This window comes from Brucella pseudogrignonensis (genome assembly GCF_002252525.1).
GTDB lineage: Bacteria > Pseudomonadota > Alphaproteobacteria > Rhizobiales > Rhizobiaceae > Brucella > Brucella pseudogrignonensis.
Map to the genome: position 1 here is coordinate 141428 of NZ_NNRM01000053.1, position 25086 is coordinate 166513.

The window sequence follows — 25086 nt, forward strand, 5'->3', positions numbered from 1 at the left end:
AGCATTATTGATTGTTGCCCGATTGTGCACTATATATGTAGCTACTCATATTATAGATAGCTATACAATGTCTCAGTCCAAACTAGAATTAGAAGCCGCATTCACGATGGGCCTTTCAACCGCCGCTCGAAAAATGCGCAATCTTTTTGACTCTCGTGTTCGCGAACGCGGGCTGACGCTTGCGCGCGCTCGCGTATTGCTGCTGCTTGCCGAGCAGCGAGACTGGAACCAGCGTGAACTTGCCGATGCTCTTGAGATTGAGCATCCGTCTGTTGTGCGTCTCCTTGATGGTCTTGAAAAGCAGCAGCTTATCTATCGCGCGGCTGTGGAGGGCGACCGTCGTGCCAAGCGCATTGAACTGACTGAAGAGGCACAGGCTCAGGTCAAGCAACTTCAGGAAATCACACAAGCCATCCGCGCGGAGCTTCTGCAAAAGATTGATCAGAAGTCGCTCGAAACAGCGCTAACCGTCCTTCAGGAAATCAGCCAGACCGTTGAAGCAACGCTGGCTGATAAAGACAGGTGATGCGCTATGTCCGAGAGAGGCGATGATAAACCGATAGCAGCAAAAGAGCCTGTCGCTCCGACACAGGTTGCAACGCCTGCCGTTCCGCATATGCCGGTTTACATGTCTGCAATCTATATAGCAGCGTCTGTTCTCATGTGGTCGACGCGCGGCCTCAGCATGTATTTCATCTCGGCAAACACGCAGCAGATTCAAGGTTCGCTCGGCGCGACCTTGACCGAAACCTCATGGGTGATTGCCGCCTACATGGCGCCCTATGCGAGCCTCACCATTCTTCTGGTAAAGATCCGCACGCAGTTTGGTCTACGCCGCTTTGCAGAAATCGCGATTGCAATCTTTCTGGTATCTTCGCTGCTGCATCTGTTGGTCTATGACATCTGGTCAGCGATCCCCATCCGCTTCATCGCCGGTGCTGCCGCCGCACCCGTTTCGACCATCGGCTTTCTCTATATGCTGGAAGCTTTTCCGCCAGCAAAGAAGATGACCTGGGGACTTAGCCTCGCGCTCACCTGTTCTGCGGCGGCTGGTCCATTTGCGCGTGTAATCTCGCCGATGTTGTTTGATATTGGACAGTGGCAGCAGCTCTATATGGTCGAGATTGGCCTGTCGCTGGCGGCTTTTGCCGTTGTTTATGTACTGCCAATGACACAGGTTCCGCGTGCCAAAGTTCTGCATTGGCTCGATTTTGTGGCCTATGGGCTGATCGCTATCGGCTTTGGCCTTCTGGCTGTCATTCTGGTTCAGGGCAAAAACTATTGGTGGTTTGAAGCACCATGGATTGGCGTGTGCCTTGCGGTATCAATCGCGGCGTTGGCTTGCGCCGCAGCGATAGAACTAAACCGCGAACAACCGCTGATGAATTTGCATTGGCTGTTTTCGCCGGAAATCCTGCGTTTTACGCTGATCCTCTTTGTATTCCGCATTGTGCTTGCGGAACAGACAACTGGTGCTGTGGGGTTGTTTCAGGCTTTCGGTTTGCAGGATGGGCAAAGTCAGGGACTATATCTCATCATTCTCGCCGCATCACTGGCGGGTGGCCTTGTTTGTGGTATGTGGATGAGCCTAGAACGCGTCTCGACCATCTTCGGGCTGGCGCTGATTTTCATCGCGATGGGTGCCTATATGGATAGTCACGCGACCAATCTCACGCGTCCGCACAATGCTTATCTTAGTCAGGCGCTGATTGCCTTTGGTGGCGCGTTGTTCCTGCCACCTGCCATGTTGACGGGCATCACGAAGGCGCTCAAACAGGGTCCGACCTATATGACGAGCTTCATCGTCATCTTCCTGTTTACGCAGAATATTGGCGGGCTGATCGGCTCGGCAGTCTTCAGCACCTTCATTGCGATCCGCGAGAAATATCATTCGGCTCATCTGGTCGAACAGCTCGTGATGTCCAACCCGTTGGTCGCACAACGCGTTCAGGCACTTTCGGGTACTTACTCGAAGGTGCTGGCCGATCAGGGGCTAACCAAGGCTGAAGGGCTTGCTCTGCTCGGGAAACAGGTTACGCGTGAGGCAACAGTGATGGCTTACAATGATGCCTTTCTGGCAATCTCGGTAATCGCTGTCGTCTCGCTTGGCTGTCTGATCGCCTATCGCATTTATGAAAGTATGCAAATCCGTCGTCATCCAGAAGTGACGACTGTTCGTTAATCAATGAGTGTTTGAAAATGTCTGTTGGAAAGCAATATATTCGCGGCGGCTTAGCCCTTATCATCGGCCTTGCAGGCGTTCTGATGGTTCTCTGGGCGTGGCAATTGCCGCCCTTCAAGCACAGCATTGAGACAACCGACAATGCTTATGTCCGGGGGCAGGTCACGGTCATAAGCCCGCAGGTTGCGGGCTATGTTACCAAGGTCGATGTAACCGACTATCAAACGGTCAAACAGGGACAGCTTCTGTTTGAAATCGATAGTCGCAGCTATCAACAGAAGCTGGATCAGGCAGAGGCTTCGCTTGCCAGCAAAAAGGCAGCACTGGCCAATTCCGAGCAGAGCCAGCGTTCTGCGGAAGCAACGATCCAGTCGCGGCAGGCACAGATTTCAGGTGCTAATGCAGCGCTGGAAGTGGCGCAGGCCAATGCGAAGCGCGTAGAGGCTTTGCTGCCGCGCGGTGTTACAACGCAAAGCTCGGCTGACACAGCGCATGGTACGTTGTTGCAGGCGCAGGCTTCCGTTGAAGAGGCGCAGGCAGCTCTTGCTGTTGCAAAGCAGGATCTCCAATCCATTATCGTCAATCGAGACAGCTTGAATGCGGATATAGCCAATGCGGAGGCAACAGTAGAACTGGCAAAGATTGACTTACAAAACACCAGGATCTTGGCTCCGCGTGATGGCAAACTCGGCGAGGTTGGCGTGCGGCTGGGGCAATATGTGACGGCAGGCACTCAGCTTGTCTCGCTTGTTCCCAACACCAAATGGGTTGTTGCGAATTTCAAGGAAACCCAGCTTTACGGCATGAAGGTTGGTCAGCCGGTGACGTTCACTGTTGATGCACTTCGCCACGCTGAGTTGAAAGGCCATATCGAGGCGTTTTCACCAGCTGCGGGTTCTGAGTTCAGTGTTATCAAATCCGATAATGCAACTGGCAACTTCACCAAGATCACACAACGTTTATCGGTCCGCATCGCCATCGATGAGGGGCAGCCGGATGCTGATTTGCTTGCACCCGGCATGTCTGTTGTGGTTCGGGTTGATACGGCTGCGAATTAACAGGCCTTAAAGATCAACCATGGCTGGCATCATTTGGAACGAGGGGTTCTGTCTTTTTCACCTTGTCACGGTGGAAGATGAACAGACCAGCCAGAACAATGATGGCAGCCCCAAAGAGGGTTTGGCGATCCGGTAGATCGTTGAAGAACATCCAACCGAACACGATCGCCCACAGCAATAGCGTGTATTGTAGTGGCGCCAATACCGATGCCGGTGCGAGCTTGAGTGCCCGGGTAATCAGCAGATGTGCAAGGCAGGCAACGATACCAAGCAGAAGCAAAGCCAGCAATTCACCTGTGGTAAACGGCGTCCAATGTCCGATACTCAGAACACCACCAACAACAAGACAGCCCAACGTCTGCCAGGTTACGAGCGTCGCGTCTGGTGTGGAGCGCAGAACACGTCCTAGTACCAGTGTCATCGCGAAGGAAATACTGCCCAAAAGGCCGAAAACAGAAGGCCATGACAGCATCGCTGAAGATGGACGCAGCGCGATGATAACGCCGATAAAACCAATGAAGACAGCAAGCCAGCGCCGCCAGCCGATGCGTTCACCAAGCAGGAAGTGCGAGAGAGCTGCGACGTAGATTGGGCCTGCCATGTAGAAGGTCATCACGTCTGCTAGCGGAAGGAAAGTAACCGCCGCATAGAAAAGGCCTGTATCTGCAGTTGCCAGAACTACGCGCGCCAATTGAAGCGAAGGCTTTTCAACTTGAAACAACGCGCTTGCCGGCTGGCGCGATAACATCAGGCCGAGCACAAAGAAGGCACCAAACGAGCGGATCAACAAAACTTGACCAACTGAGAAACTGGCTACAAGCCATTTGCCCATGGCATCGTTCAAAGCGAACATGAAATCGCCAAGCAGCATCAGAAGGATGCCGGCCAATACAGCGTTGCCGCCCACGGCAAGTGCCGCTTTCTTATTCATAATTTATGGGTGCCCCGACCACTGGTTCAACGCGTTCTCGTGCGCAAATCCATTGCTGAAGTTTGCCGGATAATCTCGCTGCATGTTTGAATAGAATCTGCTTACTCCTCGCTTCATGCCTTTGCAAGATGCTCGGTGGCCTACGTACATCAGAACAAGCCTTCTCAAGTCACTCGTCCTGAGCTATAGCGGCTTCGCTTCACTGTGAGGTCATCATGGATTCTGGAAACGCTGAGTCGAAACCGATTTTCGGGATCGCGCTTGCCTCTGCAGGTTATGCCTGCTTCGCCTTGCAAGATGCCATTGTTAAATGGCTAGTTGCAGATTATGCGGTTCCGCAAATTCTATTCATGCGAAGCCTCGTGATTGTAGTCATTACCGGTGGGCTTGCGTGGCGGCTTCGCCATTCCTCAATTTTCAAGAGCAAGTATCGCGGCACACTCGTGCTGCGCGCTGGTCTGATGCTCTTGGCTTGGCTTCTGTTCTATAATGCCGCCCGCCATCTTGGCCTTGCCGAGCTCACAACACTTTACTTCTCAGCGCCGATCATGGTGATGTTTCTGTCGATCTTTATTCTCAAGGAGAAGATCGGGGCAGGGCGCTGGGTCGCGTGTATGGGCGGCTTCGTCGGTGTGTTGATTGCGGCCAACCCAACCCATACTCCAAACCTGATACCCGCTATTATGTGCGTGATTGCAGGCTTTTGCTGGGCTCTGAGCACGATTTTGATCCGCCTCGTTAGTCGGACCGAAACGACTTTGACCCAGATGTGGGCCACAAGCCTTCTTTTTGGTATTGCCTGCGCTGTGTCCTTCCCTTGGGTGTGGAAGACGCCTGACGCATCGGCATGGGTATTGATGATTGGCCTTGGCCTTGTTGCAACGATTGGACAATATCTTCTTTATGAAGGTTTTCGTCACGCACCCGCCTCTGCGCTCGCGCCGACAGAGTTTACTGGCCTCATTTGGGCGTTCCTCTATGGTTACGCAATCTGGGCGGAAATCCCGGCTTCAAATGTCGCTTTCGGCGCTGTGCTGATTGTTTGTTCGAGCCTTGTTTTGGTTGCCTGGGAGAAGAGCACGGCACGAGCACGGGCAGTACAACCTGGTTGAGTGTTGTGATCTCTGATCTGCTTTCGGGTTGATATTTAAAGAGGAATGCTTTTCGGTTGTGAAAGTTTGATGTATCGACGGGCATCACTGGAGACCGAAATGCTAACCACATCTTCTCAAGATTCGGTATTGAGACAGCGCTTTGAAAAGCACCGTTCGGAGCTGACACGCTCCGAGCTGGCGGTCATCGAGTATCTTTTGTCGATGCCCGTTGAAGAAATGATCTTTCAGAATGCTGAGGACATAGCTGCAAAGAGCGGAACCAGTGACGCGACGGTAATTCGTGCGGCACGTCGGCTGGGTTTCAGCGGTCTGCCGGAGCTCAAGCGGCTTTGCAGCCGTCCCATAGCAAAGGCACAGCCAACGACTGAAAGGCTGTCCCAACGGTTTCGCGCAACTGGCGATGACCTCTCGGTCGTCAAAAAGCGGGTTTTTGAAACAGCCCGCGAAATTGTAACCTCCACTGAAGAAAAGCTCGAAGCGGATGCCCTTGCGCAAGCTATGCAAGTGCTCGAACAGGCTGACACCATTTGGTGCATCGGCATTGGCCGCTCCGAAGTTGAAGCGAAACACTGTTCCATCGCGTTGAGCCGCGTCGGGCTGCGGACAAGGTTTAGCGGTGAAGCCGGTTTTTCGCTCGCCAACGAGCTCATTGATCTGCGTTCGGGCGATGTCATTGTGCTTTTTCATGCAGCGCGCGAGACCAAAGAATTTAAACTCATTCTGGATCAGTTTGCGGCCATTGGCTGCCACGTTATACTCGTATGCGGCGCGCAGCTTAGGGATGCTTATCAGGATAAAGTGGCGGCAGTTTTGTGCTGCGTCGGCTCTGCGACAGGACTTGCCAGCTGGACGGTCGGTGCCATTGTCGTTTCTGAGACTCTGGCTTACAGCATCGCAACAAAAAATCAGCAACGCGCCCTCGATACAAAAAAGAAGCTCGCTGATTTCAGGAGCCGCCTAGCGTAGTTGATCGGACTCGTTGTGTCTGATAACTAAAAAACCTTTTAGTATCATATAATTATAATGGTATGCTCTCCGTATCTCTTTCTTCAAAAATAGAAATTCGATCCTCATCGAAAAAAGATGAGGGTTATGGTAATGTTTATTGAAATTCTCACTTCAGTAATGTAGTAGTCACAACATTGCCGCAATCGGCGGTGACCCAATTTCTGTTTTTGAGGCGCAGCAGATGAAATCCATTCCTGAGATATTGTTCTGACAATAGGTCATGACGGCAGGGTCGCCTTCATCTGACCTGCACCGCTTTCTGTCTTCCTTTCCGAGCACAATGCCAAAATGCGAAATGACATTTTCGCAGCGGCTCAGTGCAACTTTTTTCCGCCCTGAGGAACTTCCATGGTTCGCCATCGCATTATCGCCACGTCCGCTCTGCTGGCTTCCGTTGCCATCCTGCCTTTTCATGCTTTCGCTCAGGATGCTGAGAGCAGCCAGAAAATTGATGCTGATCGTGGAATTGTCCTGGACGCGATTACCGTTGTGGGCAACTGGCTTGATGCGCCCAATAAGGAAAAGATGCTCAAGCATCCTGGCGCACGAACAATCGTGGATCGCAAGGAGTTCGAGGAACGCGGCGCGCAGGATATTCGCGACGCGCTTAATCAAATTCCAGGCGTACAAGTGCAGGAAAGCAATGGCACCGGCGGCAGCGATGTTTCTTTGAACCTCGGTGTTCGCGGTCTGACATCCCGCCTGTCGCCACGTTCGACGGTACTGATGGACGGTATTCCTCTGTCTTACGCACCCTACGGGCAGCCGCAGTTGTCTCTGTTTCCGCTGACTTTAGGCAATGTGGAAACCATCGACGTGGTTCGTGGCGCAGGGTCGGTGCGGTATGGTCCGCAAAATGTGGGCGGCATCATCAATTTTGCTACCCACCCAATTCCTGAAGATTTCACAGCACGTTTCTCGGCGGGTGCTGAAATGAATGGCGGCACCAAAGCAACGCCTAGTGCGCTTATCGGTGGCACGAATGCTGACGGTTTTGGCGCAGCGCTTCTGTATTCAGGCATTCATGGCACTGGTTATCGCGACAGCAACGATCGGACTGATATTGATGACCTTATCCTGAAGGGCAAATACGAACTCTCGGATACGGATACATTAAGCGTTCAGTACCATCACTATACTGGCAAAGGTAAAATGCCGGGTGGGCTTACAACCGCTGAATTTGCAGAAGATCCGTTCCAGTCCACGCGCCGCTACGACGAATTCACTGGGCGACGTAACGATATTTCGCTGCGTTATCAGCACAATGACGGTGTCAACAATCTGGAAATTCTTGGCTATTACGTCAGCTCATTCCGAGGCAGCCATGTCGAACAGCAGGGCACCGGGGCGAATGCAGGACGCTATCGTCTGACATCGGCACCGCGTGATTACTCCTATTATGGCATCGAGCCGCGGTATTCGCGTGTGATTGAGCTGGGAGAAACCACCCATGAAGTCACTGTAGGCTATCGGTATCTTTCGGAAGAAAGTTCGGAGGTCGCAGCGAGAACGGCATTCTATAACCGTGCCTCGGGCGTTAATCCTTATGCGCTTCCGATGAACACCTATCAGACGAGCGATGGCGGAACGACTGCTCATGCCGTCTATATCGATGACAAGATTCAGTATGGAAACTGGACGATTACACCGGGTGTTCGTTATGAAATAATCAACACCAACAACACAGTAACCGATTTCAGTAATGGTGCAGTGACTGGGCAGAAATCACCGGAACTTGATGCAAAAGAAGCCCTGCCGACCATTTCTGTTGCTTATCAGGTCAATGATGTCTGGAGTGTTTTTGCCAATGCGGGTGTATCGTTTGGCCCGCAACAATATAGCCACCTCGCTTCGACGACCGAAGGTCTTCAGCCTGAGAAAGCGAAGACCTATGAAGTTGGCACGCACTATGAGGGCGACAGCCTGAGTGCTGAGTTCACGGCTTTCTATATCGATTTCGACAAGGAGCTTTATCTGGGGCGCACGATTGTCGGTGAAGGCATCTGGACCAATCTCGGCGCAACTGAACATAAGGGCATTGAAGCGGCCGCTCGGTACGATCTTGGTGGGGTATCACAAGCGCTGGAAGGCTTGTCCATCTATGGCAATTATACCTATACGCAGGCGACCTACAGCGCTGGAGCGTTCAAGGGTAAGGATTTGCCGTTCTACTCGCGCCACACAGGAATGATCGGTGCGAGCTATCGTTATGCTGATTGGTTGTTCAATGCCGATGTTACAGCACAGTCCAAGCAACGTTCGCCGGGTAATGCTACCGATGGCGCGACCTATGTGACAGAAGAGGACGTGACCGGCCGTCTGGGTGATATTCCCGGTTATGGGCTCGTTAATCTTCGGGTTGCTTATCAGCCTGAAGACATGAAATACGCCCCGAAATTTGCCTTCGGTGTTAAAAACCTGTTTGACAAAGAGTATTTCACGAGGGCGACCGATAACAATGGCGGCAAATTTGTTGGCCAGCCACGGACGTTCTTTGTGAATGCATCGGTTACGTTTTAAGAGCATACATTGCTACGCTGGGATTTCCCTGGCGTAGCTACCTACTGTGAGAGCTTTTCTCGGGCGCGCCGGGTAATGGCTCAAAACTTCGGATGAGTACATGGCAGGCATCAACCGTCGCGAATTCAATTTAGCGTTCATGAGCATGATCGTAGCGGAGGCCTGTGTGGCGTCTGTACCGGCATTGGCAGGTGACGACATTCGCTCAATAAAGCATGAACTTGGAACAACTGAGATTACGGGCAAGCCAACGCGTGTCGTTGCGCTTGAATTTTCGTTTTTACAGACCCTTGATGTATTGGGCGTTGTTCCGGTTGGTATATCGGACGACAATCAGTCAGCACGCGTCGAGCAACTGCTTGGCAAGAAGATTGATTATGCGTCTGTCGGTACACGTCTGGAGCCCAATCTTGAGCTGATCAGCACGCTCTCGCCCGATTTGATCATCGCCGATGTGACTAGACATTCTGCCGTTTATCAGCAATTGAGTTCCATTGCGCCGACCATTGTACTCAATAGTTGGGAAGGGGACTACGACACCATCAAGTCTTCGGTTATTACAATTGCCGAAGCGCTCGGTGAGCGCGCCAAAGGTGATGAAGCGATTGCGCGACATTCAGAAGTTATGTCGAAAATTATCGCTCGGATTCCGACCACTGAACAGCGACGTATCCTGCTTGCAGTGGCGACACCGGATTCGCTAAGTCTGCACACATCTTCTTCGTTCACAGGTTCCGTCTTTAAAGCGATGGGACTAACGCCTGCCATACAGTCGGATAAGCCTGTAGAGAGTGGTGCAAATCTTGAGCGCCTGATTGCCGTAAGCCCAGAGATTCTACTCATTGGTGTCGATTCCGGCGGCACGATTGTCGATCAGTGGAAAGATAACACTGCATGGACCAATATTCCTGCCGTTCAAAACCATATGGCGTTTGAAATAGACCGCACGCAGTTCGTGCGTTTCCGCGGGCTGAAAATCGCAGAATTGCTCGCTCAGGAAGTGCTTTCAAAAGTCTATGGCGGAAAGTAAGTAACTGTGACAATGGAGGCCGGGCATAAGCAGACATCAGGTTTGATCAACCCTGTTCTTTTGGGCGCGATCCTGCTGGCTGTCTTTTGTGTGGTGCTTCTGGCAAGCATTGCCTTTGGCGTATCTGATCTTTCTATCGGTCGTGCGTTACAACTCCTGTTTCAACCAGATGGCTCAGCACAAAGCGCGCTTGTGTGGGATATACGTTTGCCGCGTGCCGTGCTCGCAACGCTGGTCGGCGCTAACCTCGCGGTTGCGGGTGTGCTGATCCAGACGCTGACCCGTAATCCGCTGGCCTCACCACAAACATTCGGCATTAATGCCGGCGCATCACTTGCAATCGTGATCTGCCTTATCGCTTTTCCGTCATTTCGTGGTGTTGGAACTGTCTGGCTTGCTTTTTTTGGCGCGGCAATCGTCGGTTTTGCGATGTGGATGCTGGCGATCTCCGGACGCATGAGCGATATAAAACTGGCTCTTGCCGGTATTTCGATCCAGCTCGTCCTCTCTGCTCTGGTTCAGGCGATTTTGATTGCCAACAACTCCGCGCAGGACATCGTCTATTGGCTTGCCGGTTCGCTCAACGCGGCCCAATGGGCAAAGGCTTGGATTATTCTGCCATTCTCGCTCTTGGGCGGATGCATTGCGCTTCTTGGTTCACGGCATTTTGCCATTCTGGCGCTCGATCAGAATACCGGCGCTTCACTTGGGCAAAATGCTCAGCGTGTAGGTGGTCTTGCTGCGCTGCTTATTGTCATTCTGGCCGGTTCCGCAGTGGCCGTCAGTGGACCAATCGGTTTCGTCGGATTGCTTGTACCTCATGCTATGCGGCGTTTGGTCGGCGCGGATCAGACGAGTGTCATTGCCCTTTCAGCCATTGCTGGACCGTTGTTGTTGAATGCTTCTGATTTGCTAGGGCGTGTTCTCGCTTTTCCAGCCGAAGTGCCGGTTGGTATTGTGACGGCACTGATTGGGGCCCCTGCTTTTCTGTTCATTCTTTATGGCAGGCGGCTTAAATGAAGACGTCTGCCGAACATCAGGCTAACCGAAGCGCATTTGTAACATGCAGCTTTATTTTTGCGCTGCTTGTCGCGATTTCCATTCTTAGTATCATGGTTGGCGCGGTGCGTTTGAGCCTGTCCGACATCATAACCGCAATCAGCGGCGGCAAAAACGCTTTCATCGTCATGCAATACCGCCTGCCGCGCCTCGGAGTCAGTATAATGGCCGGAGGTGCATTCGGATTGGCAGGGGCTTTCCTGCAGGGTGCATTGCGTAATCCGCTCGCTTCGCCCGATGTCGTTGGCATTACGAAATGGGCCGGTCTTGGCGCATTTTGTGCTGCGATGTTGGCGCCAGCTGCCTGGAGTGTTTGGGCCATTCCGCTTGGTGTAGTTTTAGGTGCCTTGCTGGGTGCCGCGACACTGTTTCTGATTGCACGACAGTTCGGTGGAAGCATTACTGCACTGGTTCTGACAGGTGTTGCGGCAGGCATGATGGCGCACGCATTAATGCAATATATGATGGTCTTGTTTCCGACACGCGCTGATCAGTCCATGATCTGGCTTGCAGGTAGTGTTTATGGGCGAACGCTGAATGATGTCGTCATCCTCGCGGTCTGGCTTCTTGCCTGCCTGCCATTGGTGGTCCTTGCTGCGAGCAAGCTTGACGCCAGCGGCTTTGGCGACGACACGTTGAACAGCATCGGTTTGCCGCCTACCATTTTACGAGGCGGGCTCGTTCTCACATCCGTATTGCTTTCCGCCGGTGCGGTTGCGGCTGTAGGCAGTATGGGATTTCTCGGTCTGTTGGCGCCGCATATTGGCCGCTTGATGGTTGGTTCTCGCAGTCGCTATTTGGTTCCGGCAAGCGCTTTGCTGGGAGCTTTGGCGCTATGTCTCGCGGATTTGATCGGGCGCGTGATTGCACTACCCAATGAGATACCAGCAGGCATCATTGCTGCAGTTGTCGGCGGGCCGTATCTCGTTTTTCTCCTTTTCAAGGAAGCAGGTCGAAATGGCTGATATCCATCCTTCTCGGCTATATGCCCGCAACATCACGGTTGGCTATGCGCAAGCCGAAGTTCTGAAGGATGTTGATGTAACTATTCCTAACGGCCAGATCACGGCTGTTGTCGGTGCTAATGGTTGCGGAAAATCCACCTTATTACGTGCACTCGCGCGCCTTATTCAGCCGACAGAAGGTACCATTCATCTAGGTGGAAAACCTATTGCGTCGATGACGAGCAAATCTGTAGCACAACAACTCGCTTTTCTGCCACAAAATCCTGTTTCGCCTGATGGCTTGACTGTGCGGCAACTGTGTCGGTTTGGGCGCCATCCGCATAAAGGTTTTCTGTCGCCTCTCACGAAAGACGATGACAAGCTGGTTGAGCAGGCACTGGCAGCAACGGGATTGATCGATTTTGCGGAGCGCCAGCTTGATCAGCTTTCAGGCGGTCAGCGGCAGCGAGCATGGATTGCCATGGCGTTGGTTCAGGAAACGCCACTACTGTTGCTGGATGAGCCGACGACCTATCTTGATATTGCTCACCAGCTTGAAGTTCTTGAGCTTTTAAAAAAGCTTAATCAGGAGCGTGGACGTACCATCGTCATGGTTGTGCACGATCTTAATCACGCCGCTCTATATGCGCATCATCTGATCGCGATCAGCGAGGGCCGCGTTTATGCTTCGGGTTCACCAGCGCAGCTTTTGACACCGAAACTGGTGAAGGACGTGTTTGGGATTGAGGCGCTGGTCGTGCCACACCCGCTCTATGAAACCCCATATTGCTTTCCAATCGCGGCTCGATAAGCGGCTGCGACTAACATTTGGCGACTCTAACTGTCTGTCTGCGCATGTTTAAAGCGACACCTGTTCCCACTTTTATCGGGATAGTTTAATGTGTCCGATAATCAGCCTATATTACATAAAAGAGACATTTTACGTCATTGAGGCATAGTGAGATGCAAACAATAGCTTTTGTGGTCTTCGACGGGTTTTCATCAATGGCTCTGGCAGCGCAGCCGGTTTTCGAGGCAGCCAACTCGATTTTGGGTGAGGAGAAGTATCACGCGGCTGTCTTCTCAGAGCATGGCGGGCTTGTCAGTTCGTCTGGTGGTCTTTCGATCATGACCGCTCCTTTGGAAGACAATAAATTTGATACGGTGATCATCGCTGGTGGTACGACGGCTTTTGAGGACGCTTCCGAAGGGCTGATCCGCTTTGTGCGCAGCAGTTTTGAATCGTCGCGTCGTGTCGCTTCCATCTGTACTGGCGCTTTTGTTCTGGCACAGGCAGGACTTCTAGATGGCCGAAGGGTGACGACCCATTGGGCTTGTGCGCGCAGCCTGAAAGAACGTTTCCCAACCGTCATTCTGGATGAAGACCGCATCTTTGTGAAAGACGACAAAGTCTGGACATCAGCGGGTATGACTGCGGGTATTGATCTGGCACTTGCTATGGTGGAGGAAGATCATGGCCCGGATGTTGCCCGCCGCGTTGCGCAGGCTCTTGTGATGTACCACAGGCGTGCTGGCGGTCAGTCGCAGCATTCTGCTCTGCTTGATATGGGCGCAAAGTCGGATCGTATCCAAACAGCCCTTACATATGCACGCGCAAATCTCTCGCGGGCTTTAACGGTTGAAGATCTGGCTGAGGTTGCAAGGCTTAGTCCGCGGCAGTTCAGCCGCGCCTTCAAGGCGGAAACCGGACATTCTCCTGCGAAGGCAGTTGAAAATCTTCGCCTTGAAGCCGCGCGTCTTATGATGGAGCAAAGCCGACACAGCATTGATGAGATCGCCGGACAAACCGGTTTCCTTGACCGGCGGCGGATGCGTGAAGCTTTTCTTCGCGGTTTCGGCCAACCACCTCAGGTCATCCGTCGTAATGCGCGGCAAGGGGCGATCTAGTCGCACTTTTGTGTAATAGGAAATGTCCTAATTACGTAATATATACGTCATTTGAGACGTGAGACATCTAGCTTATTTTTCAGATATCGGGTCGTTCCGACCATCTGGAGAACTAGAATGTCTGCGAATTCATTAGGTAAAGCCCTCATAACTGGTGCCTCAACTGGCATCGGTGCTGTCTATGCCGATCGTCTTGCCAAACAAGGCTACGACCTCATCCTCGTGGCGCGAAGTGCGGATAAACTCGAAGCTCTTTCGAAGAAACTCATCGCTGCGACAGGGCGATCAGTTGAAGTGCTTCCAGCGGATCTGACGAACGTTCATGATGTCCGCGCCGTGGAAGATGTACTTAAATCTGACAAGAACATCAGTCTTTTGATCAACAATGCTGGCGCGGGTGGCGTGAAGCCGCTGCTCGATAGCGATGTGGACGATATGGAGAAGATGATTACGCTCAATATCACCGCACTGACACGGCTGACTTATGCCGCCGTACCTGGGTTTATCGCGCGGGGGCGTGGGACAATCATCAACATCGCGTCAGTTGTTGCGATAGCACCAGAGCTATTGAATGGCGTCTATGGCAGCTCGAAATCGTATGTTTTGAGCTTCAGCCATTCCGTCAACCATGAGCTGGCAGACAAGGGTATTCGTGTTCAAGCAGTTCTACCGGGCGCGACGGCCACCGACTTCTGGAGCATTGCTGGTAAACCAGTGGAAGAGCTGCCGCAAAGCATTGTGATGTCAACGGATGATATGGTCGATGCTGCACTTGCCGGTCTCAAAAACGGTGAGCGCGTTACCATTCCAGGGCTGCATGATGTTGAGAAATGGACAGGTTTTGAAGCTGCGCGCGGTGAACTATCCACGTTGTTTGGCAATTCAAAGCCAGCTGCGCGATACCTTTAAACATACTCCGAAAACTGTGATGCTGGGCGAGAAATCGCCCAGCACATTCACCAAATTAGGTGATCGCATATCGTGATATGAAATATCATTCATGCACGATAAGCTGGAACCAGGTGTCGAGAAAACGACTGCGCTTTAGCCCGTCTAGATAAACAAGAAGCTCCGGTCCAAGCTCGACAGGTTGCAGTGATGCAACGTCCGACGGACTCGTTTCTGATACAAGACCAGTTTCTTGAAGGATCGCCTGACCGTTAGAAGACAGTAGAAATGTGATCGCCTGCTCGGCGATGTTTGCGTGTTTGCTTCGATCCGGGATGAGCGCGGTCCAGGGCAGGGCGACAACGTAATCCTGTGGTACGATGACTGCAAAATCCCGGGCGTCATATTGCCATTTGCTTACGTCTGACAACGGCACATTATAGGCGAGATCGATGTTGCCAGCCGACAACGCCTGTAATAGCTCCTCACTTGTATCGAAAATTCGCGCTTGTGACGCGCCGAAAGCGCGGACGATACGCCAGAATAGTGGCGATCGGATCGAATCCTGAGCAGCCAATGTGTAACTGACATTATCAATGCCAATATTGACGACCCCGACACGCCGTTGAAAACGCGCAGCGTTTTGCTCCAGCAGTCGTGCGAGTTCGATGCGTGTCGTTGGCAGTTCATTGTCGAGTGCGCGGCGTTTGACAACACTCACCGCTGGATCGAAACCGATGCTGAACAATTCGCTGCGCCAGTGAGCTTGTGGTGCTAATCCGGCATTGCGGACAATTCCATTTCTTGGCTGCGCGCCGCCTTCATTTGCGATGAGTACCGCAAGATCGGGTGTCGAGAGGATAACAAGATCGGCGGCACTCGCTTCTGCGGCACCAGCTAGAAGCCGCGAGGTCCATTCGCCCGGTCTGATCTGTCGATAAGCAATATTGACGCCAGGCAACTGACGGGCCAGACCAGCTTGTACGGGGGCTATGGTTTCGGGTGCGATGTCACCGACAATCTGAAACTCGGGCTTTGATGCCGGGTCATTTTGCGCATGCGTGTTATGCCATGAAGGAACAATCAATATTAGGACGGCACAGAATTGCAGGATGATACGTTTCATGTGCGCTGCTCCGGTGTCGTTGCGGGCAATGTCACCAGCACGCTTGTTCCACCACCTTCGCGGTCACGCAGTTCGATCTGGCCGCCTAGTGCTTCCACAACCATTTTTGCTATCGACAAACCAAGGCCGGAACCGGGCTTTGACTGATCCACTCGGACAAAACGCTCGAAGACACGGTCTTTCATGTCGGTCGCAAGCCCAGCGCCTCTGTCATGAACGCCAAGCGTGATCGTAGTCCCATTCTGGCTAAGGCTGATAGTCAAAGGGCCAGGTGCATGAACGAGTGCGTTTTCGACGATATTGCGGATCATTTCTCTGAGGCTGATGGTTTCGCCACTCACATAGAGCGGCTCATCAGGCACATCAAAGCTGATGGTTTGTTGCAGATCAGAATAACTGCCTTCAGCGCGCAGTCTCCGTACCGCTTCCTGTGTAACCTGCCGCAGATCGAGCGTTTCGAGCTTTCGCGACTGAATACTGTGCAATGTCGTCGCTTCAGACAGAAGCTGATTTGCGAGAAGGCTTGCGCTTATGGAATTGGCATGGACACGGGCAAGGATTTCCTTTTGCCGGTCAGGATCAGTTTCTTCGAGCGACAGTTCAGTCAGGGCACGTAAGGCGGTAAGTGGAGTGCGCATCTGATGCGCTGCATCAGCTGTGACCAGCTTCAATCCTGCAAGCACATTGTTCAGACGTCCCATGAAGTCATTGAGTGCTGCGACAAGCGCGCTGACTTCCTTAGGAATAGGACCGGCCAGCGGATTGAGATCGGATGTGGAACGCTGGCGCAGATCAGATTCAACCGTCCGCAGCGGTCTGAATGCAAATCGAATTGCGAGCCAGATAAGGACCAGTGCAAGCAAAGCCACTCCAAGCGCAGGCAAGAGAGTGTTGAGGCTTAGTTGCAAGGTCAGCTGTCTCCGTGCTTCGCGCGTTTCCCCAACCAGAACGTCGACCCAGCCGCCGCCTTTTGCGTCGCTGTGATAGCGTGCGACTGCAGCAATTCGTACTTTTTCCCCGCGATAAATACTGTCGCTGAGGCGAACGCGGCTATTATTGCCATGCGGAATTTCTAGCCCGAGAATGGGCGAACCAGTCAGGAGGCTGCCATCAGGTGCGACGACACGATAGAAAATGCGATTGAGCCGTGAGGTGCCCAGAATGGAAAAGGCGGAGTGTGGAAGATCGACGCTGAGCGCACCATCCTGCAGAGTTATCGTGTCTGCGATGGATAGGGCAGCTGCACCAAGAACACGATCAAATGCTTCATCGGCCGCACGATGCGCATACCAGCGGCCTAGAAAGAAGAGCAGAACGGTGACAGCAAGCAGCGTCAATCCACTGCCCACCAGAATGCGGCGCTGGATTGAATATTCCCTGTTTGCTGCTCCTTTGACCATCAGAGTTGCGGCGCTTTGAGCCTGAGCAGATAGCCCACGCCGCGTTGTGTGACAATTTCAACTGTGCTGTTCTCGAGCTTCTTCCGCACGCGTGAAACCAGCAGTTCGATAGCATTGGGTGTGCCGGTATCTTCGTGGCCAAACAGTTTCAGAACCAGCATATCTTTTGGGACCGTGACATTGAAACGGGTGGCAAGCATTTCCAGAACGTCGAATTCGCGCCGCCCGAAATCCAGTGGCTCGTCACCCTGCATCACTGATCTTTGTGTCAGGTTGATCGATAGTTCGCCGATCCGCAAAACCGGCTGCGCCACGCCCATATGCCGTCTTGCGACAGCTCTGATACGGGCAACAAGCTCCCTGAGATCGAAGGGTTTGACTAGATAGTCATCAGCGCCAAGCTCGAGAAGGTCGATCTTGTCGGCAATCTGATTGCGAGCGGTGATTACCAATACCGGACACGACAAGGATTGTTCGCGCATACTGCGCAGGACGGCAAAACCGTCACGTCCCGGAAGGTTGATGTCGAGTACGACCAGATCAAAGGAGCCATTTACAGCCAGATCTTCCCCCTGCACGCCATCATAGACAGTCGTGACAGAGTGGCCTTCCTTTTCAAGCTTTGAAGCAATAGCAAACGCAATATCGATTGTGTCTTCTACAAGAAGGATACGCATGTTGTGTTCGACGATTCTACTCAAGGTTTTCGGGACGACAGGATTCTGACAGTTAGAATTGCTAGTATCTGGGACAATACTGGATGAGGCTGCGGCGCTTGTATCATAGCAAGTGTCCAGGGAGGAAAAAATGTTCTGGCGCGGGTTGGCATGTCGTATCGGCATGACCTTGTTTGGGCTTCAGCTGTGCATCGCTTATGCGAATGCCGCTGATGCGGCTTGCGCTTATCGCGGTGCGCTGGATGAGCGTTATTGCGACGAGAACCGCGACCTTGTCGCAGATACTCCCAAAGACGCTTCCCAGTGGCGTGATCCGCAAACACTCGTATGGGCTTATTCGCCCATCGAAGATCCGGCGGTTTATGCGCGGCTTTTCAAGCCGTTCACCCAGCATCTTGAGGCCTGCCTTGGACGGCAGATCGTTTATTATCCGATTCAGTCCAGTGCCGATGAAGTTGAGGCGATGCGTTCAGGACGTCTGCATTTTGCGGGCTTCTCGACAGGGCCGACAATTGAGGCGGTCAATCGCGCAGGTGCTGTTCCTTTTGCCGCCAAAGGCACTGGCGATCAGATGCGCGGCTATCGGCTGGTGGCGGTCGTGCGCGCGGAATCGCCCTATGAAAAATTGGGTGATCTTAAAGGGCATCGCGTCGCCCATGCGTCATTGTTCTCAAATTCTGGCAATGTCGCGCCACGCGCTCTCTTTCCAAAAGAAGATCTCACGCCGGGGCAGGACTATGCGCCTATCATGTCGGGCGGACACGATAAATCGATCCTCGGTGTTGTCGCCGGTGATTACGATATGGCGGCGGTTGCCTCCGATGTGCTTGAACGCATGATCGAGCGGGGGCTTGTGAAGCGTGATGCCGTTCGTCTGATTTATCAGAGCGATCTGTTTCCGACCTCTTCATTTGCCTATGCTCACAATCTTGCGCCGTCGCTCGTGGCGGAGATGAAGCGCTGCTTCTTCAATTTCACATTCACGCCTGAAATGAGAGCCGAGTTTCAGGGCGACGACCACTTCATTCCCATAGATTATGCAGCCGCGTGGTCCGTGGTGCGCGAGGTGAGCGAGAAGGCTGGCGCACCGCCTCCATAATTCGCTTCACAGCAAGCTATCAATTCGCATGGCATTTCTCTGAGTGCCAGCTCCCGCAGCAAGCCAGAACACAGTCAACTGCAACCCGATTGGGTTTCGGTCGGAGTCTCTTCGGCTCAAAGTGGATAAAATAATGAGTTTTTACAAGCAACTAACCTACAAATATAAGGTCTATAATGCAGACCCCACAACACTGATCGGGGTTATGCTGGCAATCGTTTTTGCCTATCTGATTGCAGCGCCAATCGTGCTGCTTTTGTCGGATGCAGTGATTGTCCAATTTGCTGATCGGGCGCGCTCGGGCCAGCAGATTGGTGAATTGACCTTTTATTATCTCAACCGTGCGTTCTTCTCGGCGATTTCGACCGATGTGTTCTGGCGTCCGCTTTGGAACACAGCAATCATCGCACTTGGTTCGATTGCCTTTGCGCTTGTCACAGGCATTCCACTGGCATGGCTTTTAAGCCGCACAAATTTGCCGGGCAAGAAGTGGTTCTCGACAGCGTTGATCGTTCCTTACATGCTGCCTTCGTGGACCTTCGCACTGGCTTGGCTGACCCTGTTTAAAAACCGCACCACCGGTGGTCAGCCAAGCTGGATGGAAGCTTTGGGCTTCTCGCCACCTGATTGGCTTGCTTACGGCATGTTGCCAATCACGCTCATTCTGGCCATGCACTATACGCCATTCGTGATCCTGCTTTTCGGTAATGCGTTGCGGCAGTTTGATTCCACGCTTGAAGATTCAGCCCGTGTCATGGGCGCAGGCAAATTGCTGATCGCGCGCCGTATCATTCTTCCCTTGATGCTGCCCTCGCTAGTGTCGGCTTCAACGCTGATTTTCGCCAAGTGCCTCGGCGACTTTGGTGTTGCGTATATTCTTGGTGTGCCGGTTGGTTTTGACGTTCTGGCGACGTCTCTTTTCCGCGCAATTTCGACCAGCCAGGCTGGCATGAGTGCCGTTCTTGCGGCAACCATTGTCGTGCTTGGTAGCATTTCAATCTTCCTCGATATGTATCTGCTCAAGGAAGCGCGCCGTTTCGTCACTATTGGCAACAAGGGTTCTATGAACCGCGAGACAGACCTCGGTCGTTTCCGAGTGCCTGCATTCAGCTTCGCCGCACTCATGTTCGTTGTCAGCGCGTTCATTCCGCTGATGGCGCTTCTGCTGACGACGGTTATGCGCGTGCCGGGCGTTTTCACGCTGGATAATTTCACGCTGGATTTCTGGATCGGCACCGATCTTAACACCACTGCAATGAGCAATGGCATCCTCCTGACAGGCGAGTTCTGGAAAGCGACCTGGAACACGTTGTGGATCGTCGGCTCGGCTGCATTGGGTGCAGGTCTGCTTGGTCTTCTGGTCGGCTATGTCGTGGCTCGTACGCCTGTTTCGCTTGTTGGCACGTTTCTGCGTCAGGTGACATTCCTGCCTTATCTGGTTCCGGGCATTGCCTTTGCTGCGGCCTATCTCACGATGTTTGCAGTGCAGCGTGGTCCGCTTCCGGCCCTTTACGGAACGCCGATCCTGCTGGTTCTAGCGATCCTTGCTGATCAGATGCCGTTCGCATCGCGTGCGGGTATCTCTGCAATGATGCAACTTGGCAAAGCGCCTGAAGAAGCGGCCCAGATCGTCGGTGCCGGTTTCTGGCGTCGTCTGGTTTCGATTGTCGCGCCGATCCAGAAAGGCTCTCTGGTTTCAGGTATTCTGCTGCCGTTTATCTCTGGCATCAAAGGCTTGAGCCTCGTCGTCGTGCTGGCTGTGCCGGGCACGGATGTTCTCACCACCTATGCATTGCGCCTCGTCGATTACAGCTATAGCCAGGCCGCAAATGCAGTCGTTTTGATGATCTGCGTCATCGCCTTTGGCGGCACGGTCATCGTTCAAAAACTCACCAACAGCAAATTGTCTGACGGATTGGGAGGCAAATAATGTCGAGCATTACTATTCGCGATGTCAGAAAGAGCTACGGCAAAGCCGCCCGCGCCGCAGTTGAAAAGCTTTCACTCGAAATTCCAAAGTCGGAGTTTCTCTGCCTGCTTGGACCTTCGGGCTGCGGCAAGACGACGACGCTCCGCATGATTGCGGGTCTTGAATATCCAACCGAAGGTCAGATCCTCGTCGATGGTCAGAAGATCGTGTCGGTTGATGACGGCATTTATGTACCACCAGAAAAGCGTGGCATGGGGCTGGTGTTCCAGAACTATGCCCTTTGGCCACATATGACGGTCGAACAGAATGTCGAGTTCGGCTTGAAGTTGCATAAGGTCGCCAAGGCTGAGCGTCAGCGTATTATAGATGACGTTCTGCAGAAGCTTGGCATCGAGCGTTATCGCGACCGTTTGCCAGCACAGATGTCTGGCGGTCAGCAGCAGCGCGTAGCGCTTGCGCGTATGCTGGCGCTTAAGCCCGATATTATTCTGCTCGATGAACCACTTTCCAATCTCGATGCGAAACTGCGTCTCGAAATGCGCGCGGAGCTTAAGCGTATTCATCAGGAAATGGGCTCGACTGTCGTATTCGTAACCCACGATCAGTGGGAGGCCATGACTTTGGCAACCACGATTGCGGTGATGAGCGAAGGCGAGTTGCAGCAGCTCGGCACGCCTGACGACATCTACGAGCGCCCGGCCAATCGCTTTGTGGCTGAATTCATAGGCAATCTGCCGATCAATATCATCGAGCTAAATGACAGCAATAACGGCGCGTTGGCGACATGGGCACGCGATTATCTCAAGGCGCAGAGCATTGCGGCAAGAGATATCGGTTCCGTCGGTATCCGGCCGGAATCCGTGCGTCTCAACGATACGCCTGTTGAGCAGGGATGTGTGGCCAAAGTGATGGATATCGTGCCCACCGGCGGTAGCTGGATCGTCGAAATGTCAGTTCATGGCGACCAGTTTTTTGCAATCGCAGCAGATGCTCCAGCCCAGAAGGCTGGCGATGAAATCTGGTTCCATGTCGACCGCAGTCACGTCCATGTGTTCGACAAAGAAGGCAAGCGCATCAGCCACTAAAAAGCGGCGCATCAAATGCGCGTCGATGCTTTCGCTTTCAAACAATAATTATCAACGTTGGAGGAAATAATGAGTTCAACCCTTCGCAAATATGCGGCCCTTTCATTGAGCGCCGCACTTCTGGCAAGCACGGCTGCCTTCGCAGAGCCTGTCGCTGAAATCGGCATCAAGGATGCGGATTACTCGCTCGAAGCGCTGATTGAAGCGGCCAAGAAAGAGCCAGGCATTACCGTTGTGGACGCCACTGGCAAGATCGTCACCATGGCTGAAGCTTTCACCGCAAAATACGGTGTGAAGGCTACAGGCGTGAAGATGAACGGCCAGAATCAGGAACAGGTCATTCTGCGTGAAGCTGCTGCGAACAATGTTCGCACAGACGTCTTCAACATGAGCAATCTGCCATCAGTTACGTCGGAAATCATTGTTCAGGGCGCAGGTCTCAGCTGGCTTCCCGTCGATCTCAAGGATCAGGTGCCTGCGGAATATCAGAATCCGGCCATCACCAGCCTTAACCCATGGGTTTGGGCTTATAACTCAGATGTCCATGGCGATAAGTGCCCGATCGACAATATCTGGGCATTGACCACGGAAGAATGGAAGGGCCGCATTGCTATCCCTGATCCGCTTCTGCGCAACGAAACCATGTTCTGGTTCAATCAGATTGCCGAGCATGATGATGAAGCCATGCGCAAGGCATATGAAGAGTTCTTCGGTGAGCCACTGAAAACCGATGAAGCAAGCGCGACTGCTGAGTGGGTCAAGCGCTTCGCCAAGAACCGCCCGAGCGTTACGCGGAGCGATACGGAGGTCGGTCCGATCATTGGTGCAAAGGGACAGGAAAAGCCATTCATGGGCTTCCTCAGCACCTCGATTTTCCGTGATGCCAAGAAGAATGGCTACACGATGGGCATTTGTGCAGGCATGAAGCCCTGGGCCGGACAGCTGACGCCACGCGTTGCCGTTATCGCATCCGGTACGAAAAGCCCGAATGCATCGAAGCTCTTCGTGCATTACATGATGACGGAAGAGGGCATGGCTCCGCAGTTGGCAGACGGAAAAATTTCGTCGAACAAGGGCGCCAAGATTCCAGAAAGCGAAGTGTCTGGCATCGTGAAAGTCATCGACCAGCTCTATGTTCCACATTCTGAGACCGCTGAAAGCGACTATTCAAAGCTTCAGGATTGGCAGGATTTCTGGACCATCAATTCGCGCTAAGTCGTGATTGAGTTCGTCTAACCGGCAGAAGGGCGGTGAGCGCCCTCCTGCAACCATTGCCTTGTTTGCGGCTTATTCATTGTTAGAAATGTTAGAGCCGACAGCCTATTCAATGTGCGATACTGATCGGCAAGCAATAACTATCCTGCTTGAAAGGTCTCTCAATGAAGACGGTAGCATTTACACTTACTGCGTTTGCTTTTTGCGTTGGCTCTGCTCATGCATCCAGTCCGGCTGCTTGGGAGGCGCTTCATACCAAAGTTGTCAGTTCATGCATGGCGAAATCATCCATGGTGAGTCCATTTGTTTCCGAGCCTGTCGACTTTGATGATAGCGTTGGGAAAGTAGCTTTGCTTTTGCGTGAAGGATCGACCCGCAATCGCAAGCAACCCAAAGATACGACGGTTATTTGCCTCTACGACAAGCGTTCAGGTAAAGTCGCGATTGAAGAGGTTCAGTGGAAGAAGAACTGATCGGGTTTTGCTTTTGCAGCTGCATCAGGCCGTTGCCATAATTACCAGGCTTTCGATGCTATAATGTGTCGAAAGCCTTAGTTTTTTAAACTATCAGTCTTCGTCAGGATGCGCGAACAACACTTTGAAATCATTCGCATTGTAGCGATGGTTGTCGGAAACTTGTTACCAACCAATCGGGGCCTGATCTTCGGGTAAAGAAGGTGTAGAAGCACTCGGTATGTTCGACATATCCGGGAGTTTCAGTTCCTTTATAACGTTCTCCGCGACGTGTTTCTTGTACCTCTCCGTTATATTCACCAGCAACGGCTTGCGTTTTGGTTCGACTCCATTGATAGGCTTGCTCGTTTGCGCTCAGCTTATAGATATTATCGGGAGGGCCGTAATCGAGCATGACGCTACTGATGGGTGCGCCAATATAGTTTTTCATGATTTGCGAAGCACAGCCTGTCAGCATTACAGCTGTGCCAAGAGCGGCTATTCCCCAGTGGGAGGCAGGAAATAATCTGATTGCCATTATTGTTCCTATCGGTTGCTATTGGCAGCAACGATATGAGCCAAGATTGCAAGTACATTGCACGTTTTGGTTGTTCAGAGATGCCCTTAGCCACTGTTTAACAATGCCGCTCGGAAAGCTTATTGCAAGGTGCTAAATAGTAAGGGATGCCAATTGCAATGTAGTCGCAATGTTCGATGGCTAGTTGGGGGAATGAGGGCAAGAACTGGCCTCTGAGGGAAAATCATTGCGTATCCTGCTTCTTGAAGATGAACCTGAAATGGCGCGCGCTTTACTTGAAGCGTTGAGGCGACATGAAGTGCTGGTTGATCATGTCAGCACCATTGCCGATGCCGATGCTCTGGCGCGTGATGGCAATTACGATGTGCTGGTTTTTGACCGTCGTCTGCCTGACGGAGAGGGGCTCAATCTGGTCGCAGCGCTGCGCAAGAGTAAGCTCTCCGTACCCATTCTTGTTTTGACTGCGTTGGGAAGCGTCGATCACCGCGTCGATGGGCTAGATGCAGGTGCAGATGATTATCTTGCCAAGCCTTTTGCCATTGAAGAGCTGCTTGCACGACTGCGCGCACTTAGAAGACGGGGAACTTCGTTGTCAGATAAGTTTATGAGTTTCGGAAACCTTATCATTGACCCTCGGACCAATCAGGTCACTGTGCTTGATGCGGTTATTGATTTTCCGCGGCGAGAATATCTGGCACTGGAAGCGTTAATGCGGCGACCAAACCGTATTGTGACCCGTTCCAACCTCGTCGAAGCCGTTTACACGCTTGATGATGAGATTGAATCAAACGCTCTTGATGCTCACATTTCCCGTATTCGGAAGAAACTGGCTCAAGCCGAAGCGACCGTTGAAATTAGGGCGGTGCGAAACATTGGTTATTTGATCCGGTCAAAAGCATGAAAAAGATGCGTAGCCAATCG

The 25086-nt window shown here is 52.6% G+C and carries 23 protein-coding genes; 18 read left to right on the forward strand and 5 right to left on the reverse strand.

The genetic code is table 11. The features are described from left to right. Window positions 1–67 precede the first annotated feature (67 nt). Genes CEV34_RS25960 through CEV34_RS25970 form a run of 3 tightly spaced genes read left to right on the forward strand, consistent with a single transcriptional unit; the run spans window position 68 to window position 3240 of the window. Window positions 68–526, forward strand: coding sequence for a MarR family winged helix-turn-helix transcriptional regulator (locus tag CEV34_RS25960; RefSeq protein WP_039860581.1), 459 nt, complete (start codon window positions 68–70; stop codon window positions 524–526). A gap of 6 nt (window positions 527–532) precedes the next feature. Then, window positions 533–2182 (forward strand): MFS transporter, encoded by a 1650-nt coding sequence (locus CEV34_RS25965; RefSeq protein ID WP_007878423.1) that lies wholly within the window; start codon window positions 533–535, stop codon window positions 2180–2182. A gap of 17 nt (window positions 2183–2199) precedes the next feature. Beyond that, window positions 2200–3240: an HlyD family secretion protein gene (locus tag CEV34_RS25970; RefSeq protein ID WP_007878425.1), complete on the forward strand. Its 1041-nt coding sequence runs from the start codon at window positions 2200–2202 to the stop codon at window positions 3238–3240. A gap of 13 nt (window positions 3241–3253) precedes the next feature. Here CEV34_RS25970 and CEV34_RS25975 read toward each other — a convergent pair whose 3' ends face one another. Then, entirely contained in the window at window positions 3254–4171 is a 918-nt protein-coding gene (locus tag CEV34_RS25975) for a DMT family transporter (protein WP_094544759.1), read from the reverse strand. Between the two features lie 215 nt (window positions 4172–4386). Between CEV34_RS25975 and CEV34_RS25980 the strand changes: the two genes are divergently transcribed. The 9 genes from CEV34_RS25980 to CEV34_RS26020 all read left to right on the forward strand — a co-directional run bounded on the left by CEV34_RS25980 (window position 4387) and on the right by CEV34_RS26020 (window position 14664). Then, window positions 4387–5283 carry a DMT family transporter gene (locus CEV34_RS25980; RefSeq protein ID WP_007878440.1) on the forward strand — a complete coding sequence of 299 codons (897 nt, stop codon included), beginning with the start codon at window positions 4387–4389 and terminating at the stop codon, window positions 5281–5283. 99 nt (window positions 5284–5382) lie between these two features. Next, window positions 5383–6252 (forward strand): MurR/RpiR family transcriptional regulator, encoded by an 870-nt coding sequence (locus CEV34_RS25985; protein WP_007878441.1) that lies wholly within the window; start codon window positions 5383–5385, stop codon window positions 6250–6252. Between the two features lie 390 nt (window positions 6253–6642). After that, the gene (locus tag CEV34_RS25990; RefSeq protein WP_007878442.1) at window positions 6643–8814 is read left to right on the forward strand and encodes a TonB-dependent receptor family protein; all 2172 of its coding nucleotides are present in this window, start codon (window positions 6643–6645) and stop codon (window positions 8812–8814) included. A gap of 100 nt (window positions 8815–8914) precedes the next feature. Then, window positions 8915–9844, forward strand: coding sequence for an ABC transporter substrate-binding protein (locus tag CEV34_RS25995; RefSeq protein ID WP_094544760.1), 930 nt, complete (start codon window positions 8915–8917; stop codon window positions 9842–9844). A 42-nt stretch (window positions 9845–9886) separates the two neighbouring features. Further along, entirely contained in the window at window positions 9887–10864 is a 978-nt protein-coding gene (locus CEV34_RS26000) for a FecCD family ABC transporter permease (RefSeq protein WP_235819187.1), read from the forward strand. Then, window positions 10861–11868 carry a FecCD family ABC transporter permease gene (locus CEV34_RS26005; protein WP_007878447.1) on the forward strand — a complete coding sequence of 336 codons (1008 nt, stop codon included), beginning with the start codon at window positions 10861–10863 and terminating at the stop codon, window positions 11866–11868. Before CEV34_RS26000 ends, CEV34_RS26005 begins: the two co-directional genes overlap by 4 nt. Then, a complete protein-coding gene (locus CEV34_RS26010) occupies window positions 11861–12658 on the forward strand; it encodes an ABC transporter ATP-binding protein (RefSeq protein ID WP_007878449.1) in 798 nt (265 codons plus the stop codon). The genes CEV34_RS26005 and CEV34_RS26010 overlap by 8 nt, the downstream gene beginning before the upstream one ends. A 152-nt stretch (window positions 12659–12810) precedes the next feature. Beyond that, complete coding sequence (locus CEV34_RS26015) at window positions 12811–13755, forward strand: GlxA family transcriptional regulator (protein ID WP_007878451.1); 945 nt, start codon at window positions 12811–12813, stop codon at window positions 13753–13755. Window positions 13756–13872: 117 nt separating this feature from the next. After that, window positions 13873–14664 (forward strand): SDR family NAD(P)-dependent oxidoreductase, encoded by a 792-nt coding sequence (locus CEV34_RS26020; RefSeq protein ID WP_007878453.1) that lies wholly within the window; start codon window positions 13873–13875, stop codon window positions 14662–14664. Between the two features lie 85 nt (window positions 14665–14749). Here the strand turns inward: CEV34_RS26020 and CEV34_RS26025 are convergent, their stop codons facing one another. Genes CEV34_RS26025 through CEV34_RS26035 form a run of 3 tightly spaced genes read right to left on the reverse strand, consistent with a single transcriptional unit; the run spans window position 14750 to window position 17846 of the window. Continuing rightward, the gene (locus CEV34_RS26025) at window positions 14750–15769 is read right to left on the reverse strand and encodes an ABC transporter substrate-binding protein (RefSeq protein ID WP_007878454.1); all 1020 of its coding nucleotides are present in this window, start codon (window positions 15767–15769) and stop codon (window positions 14750–14752) included. Beyond that, the gene (locus CEV34_RS26030; protein WP_007878455.1) at window positions 15766–17169 is read right to left on the reverse strand and encodes a HAMP domain-containing histidine kinase; all 1404 of its coding nucleotides are present in this window, start codon (window positions 17167–17169) and stop codon (window positions 15766–15768) included. Before CEV34_RS26030 ends, CEV34_RS26025 begins: the two co-directional genes overlap by 4 nt. Further along, window positions 17169–17846 carry a response regulator transcription factor gene (locus CEV34_RS26035; RefSeq protein ID WP_007878456.1) on the reverse strand — a complete coding sequence of 226 codons (678 nt, stop codon included), beginning with the start codon at window positions 17844–17846 and terminating at the stop codon, window positions 17169–17171. The genes CEV34_RS26030 and CEV34_RS26035 overlap by 1 nt, the downstream gene beginning before the upstream one ends. 130 nt (window positions 17847–17976) lie before the next feature. Between CEV34_RS26035 and phnD the strand changes: the two genes are divergently transcribed. From phnD to CEV34_RS26060, 5 genes are all read left to right on the forward strand, one after another. Then, the gene (gene phnD, locus CEV34_RS26040; RefSeq protein ID WP_007878461.1) at window positions 17977–18945 is read left to right on the forward strand and encodes a phosphate/phosphite/phosphonate ABC transporter substrate-binding protein; all 969 of its coding nucleotides are present in this window, start codon (window positions 17977–17979) and stop codon (window positions 18943–18945) included. A 133-nt stretch (window positions 18946–19078) separates the two neighbouring features. Continuing rightward, window positions 19079–20875 (forward strand): ABC transporter permease, encoded by a 1797-nt coding sequence (locus CEV34_RS26045; RefSeq protein ID WP_007878463.1) that lies wholly within the window; start codon window positions 19079–19081, stop codon window positions 20873–20875. Then, the gene (locus CEV34_RS26050) at window positions 20875–21960 is read left to right on the forward strand and encodes an ABC transporter ATP-binding protein (RefSeq protein WP_094544761.1); all 1086 of its coding nucleotides are present in this window, start codon (window positions 20875–20877) and stop codon (window positions 21958–21960) included. Before CEV34_RS26045 ends, CEV34_RS26050 begins: the two co-directional genes overlap by 1 nt. Window positions 21961–22029: 69 nt before the next feature. After that, window positions 22030–23175 carry an ABC transporter substrate-binding protein gene (locus tag CEV34_RS26055; RefSeq protein ID WP_007878474.1) on the forward strand — a complete coding sequence of 382 codons (1146 nt, stop codon included), beginning with the start codon at window positions 22030–22032 and terminating at the stop codon, window positions 23173–23175. Between the two features lie 164 nt (window positions 23176–23339). Further along, a complete protein-coding gene (locus CEV34_RS26060; RefSeq protein WP_007878476.1) occupies window positions 23340–23648 on the forward strand; it encodes a hypothetical protein in 309 nt (102 codons plus the stop codon). A gap of 130 nt (window positions 23649–23778) precedes the next feature. Here the strand turns inward: CEV34_RS26060 and CEV34_RS26065 are convergent, their stop codons facing one another. Next, on the reverse strand, window positions 23779–24165 hold the full coding sequence (locus tag CEV34_RS26065) for a hypothetical protein (protein ID WP_083898658.1): 387 nt from the start codon (window positions 24163–24165) through the stop codon (window positions 23779–23781). Window positions 24166–24391: 226 nt separating this feature from the next. Here CEV34_RS26065 and CEV34_RS26070 point away from each other — a divergent pair, with 226 nt between their 5' ends. Further along, complete coding sequence (locus tag CEV34_RS26070; RefSeq protein WP_007878482.1) at window positions 24392–25066, forward strand: response regulator transcription factor; 675 nt, start codon at window positions 24392–24394, stop codon at window positions 25064–25066. The last annotated feature ends 20 nt before the right edge of the window (window positions 25067–25086 follow it).

Bases quoted from the DNA above. Each gene is read 5' to 3' on its own strand.
- CEV34_RS25960 (WP_039860581.1), top strand. From the start codon at position 68: ATGTCTCAGTCCAAACTAGAATTAGAAGCCGCATTCACGATGGGCCTT.
- CEV34_RS25965 (WP_007878423.1), top strand. From the start codon at position 533: ATGTCCGAGAGAGGCGATGATAAACCGATAGCAGCAAAAGAGCCTGTC.
- CEV34_RS25970 (WP_007878425.1), top strand. From the start codon at position 2,200: ATGTCTGTTGGAAAGCAATATATTCGCGGCGGCTTAGCCCTTATCATC.
- CEV34_RS25975 (WP_094544759.1), bottom strand. From the start codon at position 4,171: ATGAATAAGAAAGCGGCACTTGCCGTGGGCGGCAACGCTGTATTGGCC.
- CEV34_RS25980 (WP_007878440.1), top strand. From the start codon at position 4,387: ATGGATTCTGGAAACGCTGAGTCGAAACCGATTTTCGGGATCGCGCTT.
- CEV34_RS25985 (WP_007878441.1), top strand. From the start codon at position 5,383: ATGCTAACCACATCTTCTCAAGATTCGGTATTGAGACAGCGCTTTGAA.
- CEV34_RS25990 (WP_007878442.1), top strand. From the start codon at position 6,643: ATGGTTCGCCATCGCATTATCGCCACGTCCGCTCTGCTGGCTTCCGTT.
- CEV34_RS25995 (WP_094544760.1), top strand. From the start codon at position 8,915: ATGGCAGGCATCAACCGTCGCGAATTCAATTTAGCGTTCATGAGCATG.
- CEV34_RS26005 (WP_007878447.1), top strand. From the start codon at position 10,861: ATGAAGACGTCTGCCGAACATCAGGCTAACCGAAGCGCATTTGTAACA.
- CEV34_RS26010 (WP_007878449.1), top strand. From the start codon at position 11,861: ATGGCTGATATCCATCCTTCTCGGCTATATGCCCGCAACATCACGGTT.
- CEV34_RS26015 (WP_007878451.1), top strand. From the start codon at position 12,811: ATGCAAACAATAGCTTTTGTGGTCTTCGACGGGTTTTCATCAATGGCT.
- CEV34_RS26020 (WP_007878453.1), top strand. From the start codon at position 13,873: ATGTCTGCGAATTCATTAGGTAAAGCCCTCATAACTGGTGCCTCAACT.
- CEV34_RS26025 (WP_007878454.1), bottom strand. From the start codon at position 15,769: ATGAAACGTATCATCCTGCAATTCTGTGCCGTCCTAATATTGATTGTT.
- CEV34_RS26030 (WP_007878455.1), bottom strand. From the start codon at position 17,169: ATGGTCAAAGGAGCAGCAAACAGGGAATATTCAATCCAGCGCCGCATT.
- CEV34_RS26035 (WP_007878456.1), bottom strand. From the start codon at position 17,846: ATGCGTATCCTTCTTGTAGAAGACACAATCGATATTGCGTTTGCTATT.
- phnD (WP_007878461.1), top strand. From the start codon at position 17,977: ATGTTCTGGCGCGGGTTGGCATGTCGTATCGGCATGACCTTGTTTGGG.
- CEV34_RS26045 (WP_007878463.1), top strand. From the start codon at position 19,079: ATGAGTTTTTACAAGCAACTAACCTACAAATATAAGGTCTATAATGCA.
- CEV34_RS26050 (WP_094544761.1), top strand. From the start codon at position 20,875: ATGTCGAGCATTACTATTCGCGATGTCAGAAAGAGCTACGGCAAAGCC.
- CEV34_RS26055 (WP_007878474.1), top strand. From the start codon at position 22,030: ATGAGTTCAACCCTTCGCAAATATGCGGCCCTTTCATTGAGCGCCGCA.
- CEV34_RS26060 (WP_007878476.1), top strand. From the start codon at position 23,340: ATGAAGACGGTAGCATTTACACTTACTGCGTTTGCTTTTTGCGTTGGC.
- CEV34_RS26065 (WP_083898658.1), bottom strand. From the start codon at position 24,165: ATGGCAATCAGATTATTTCCTGCCTCCCACTGGGGAATAGCCGCTCTT.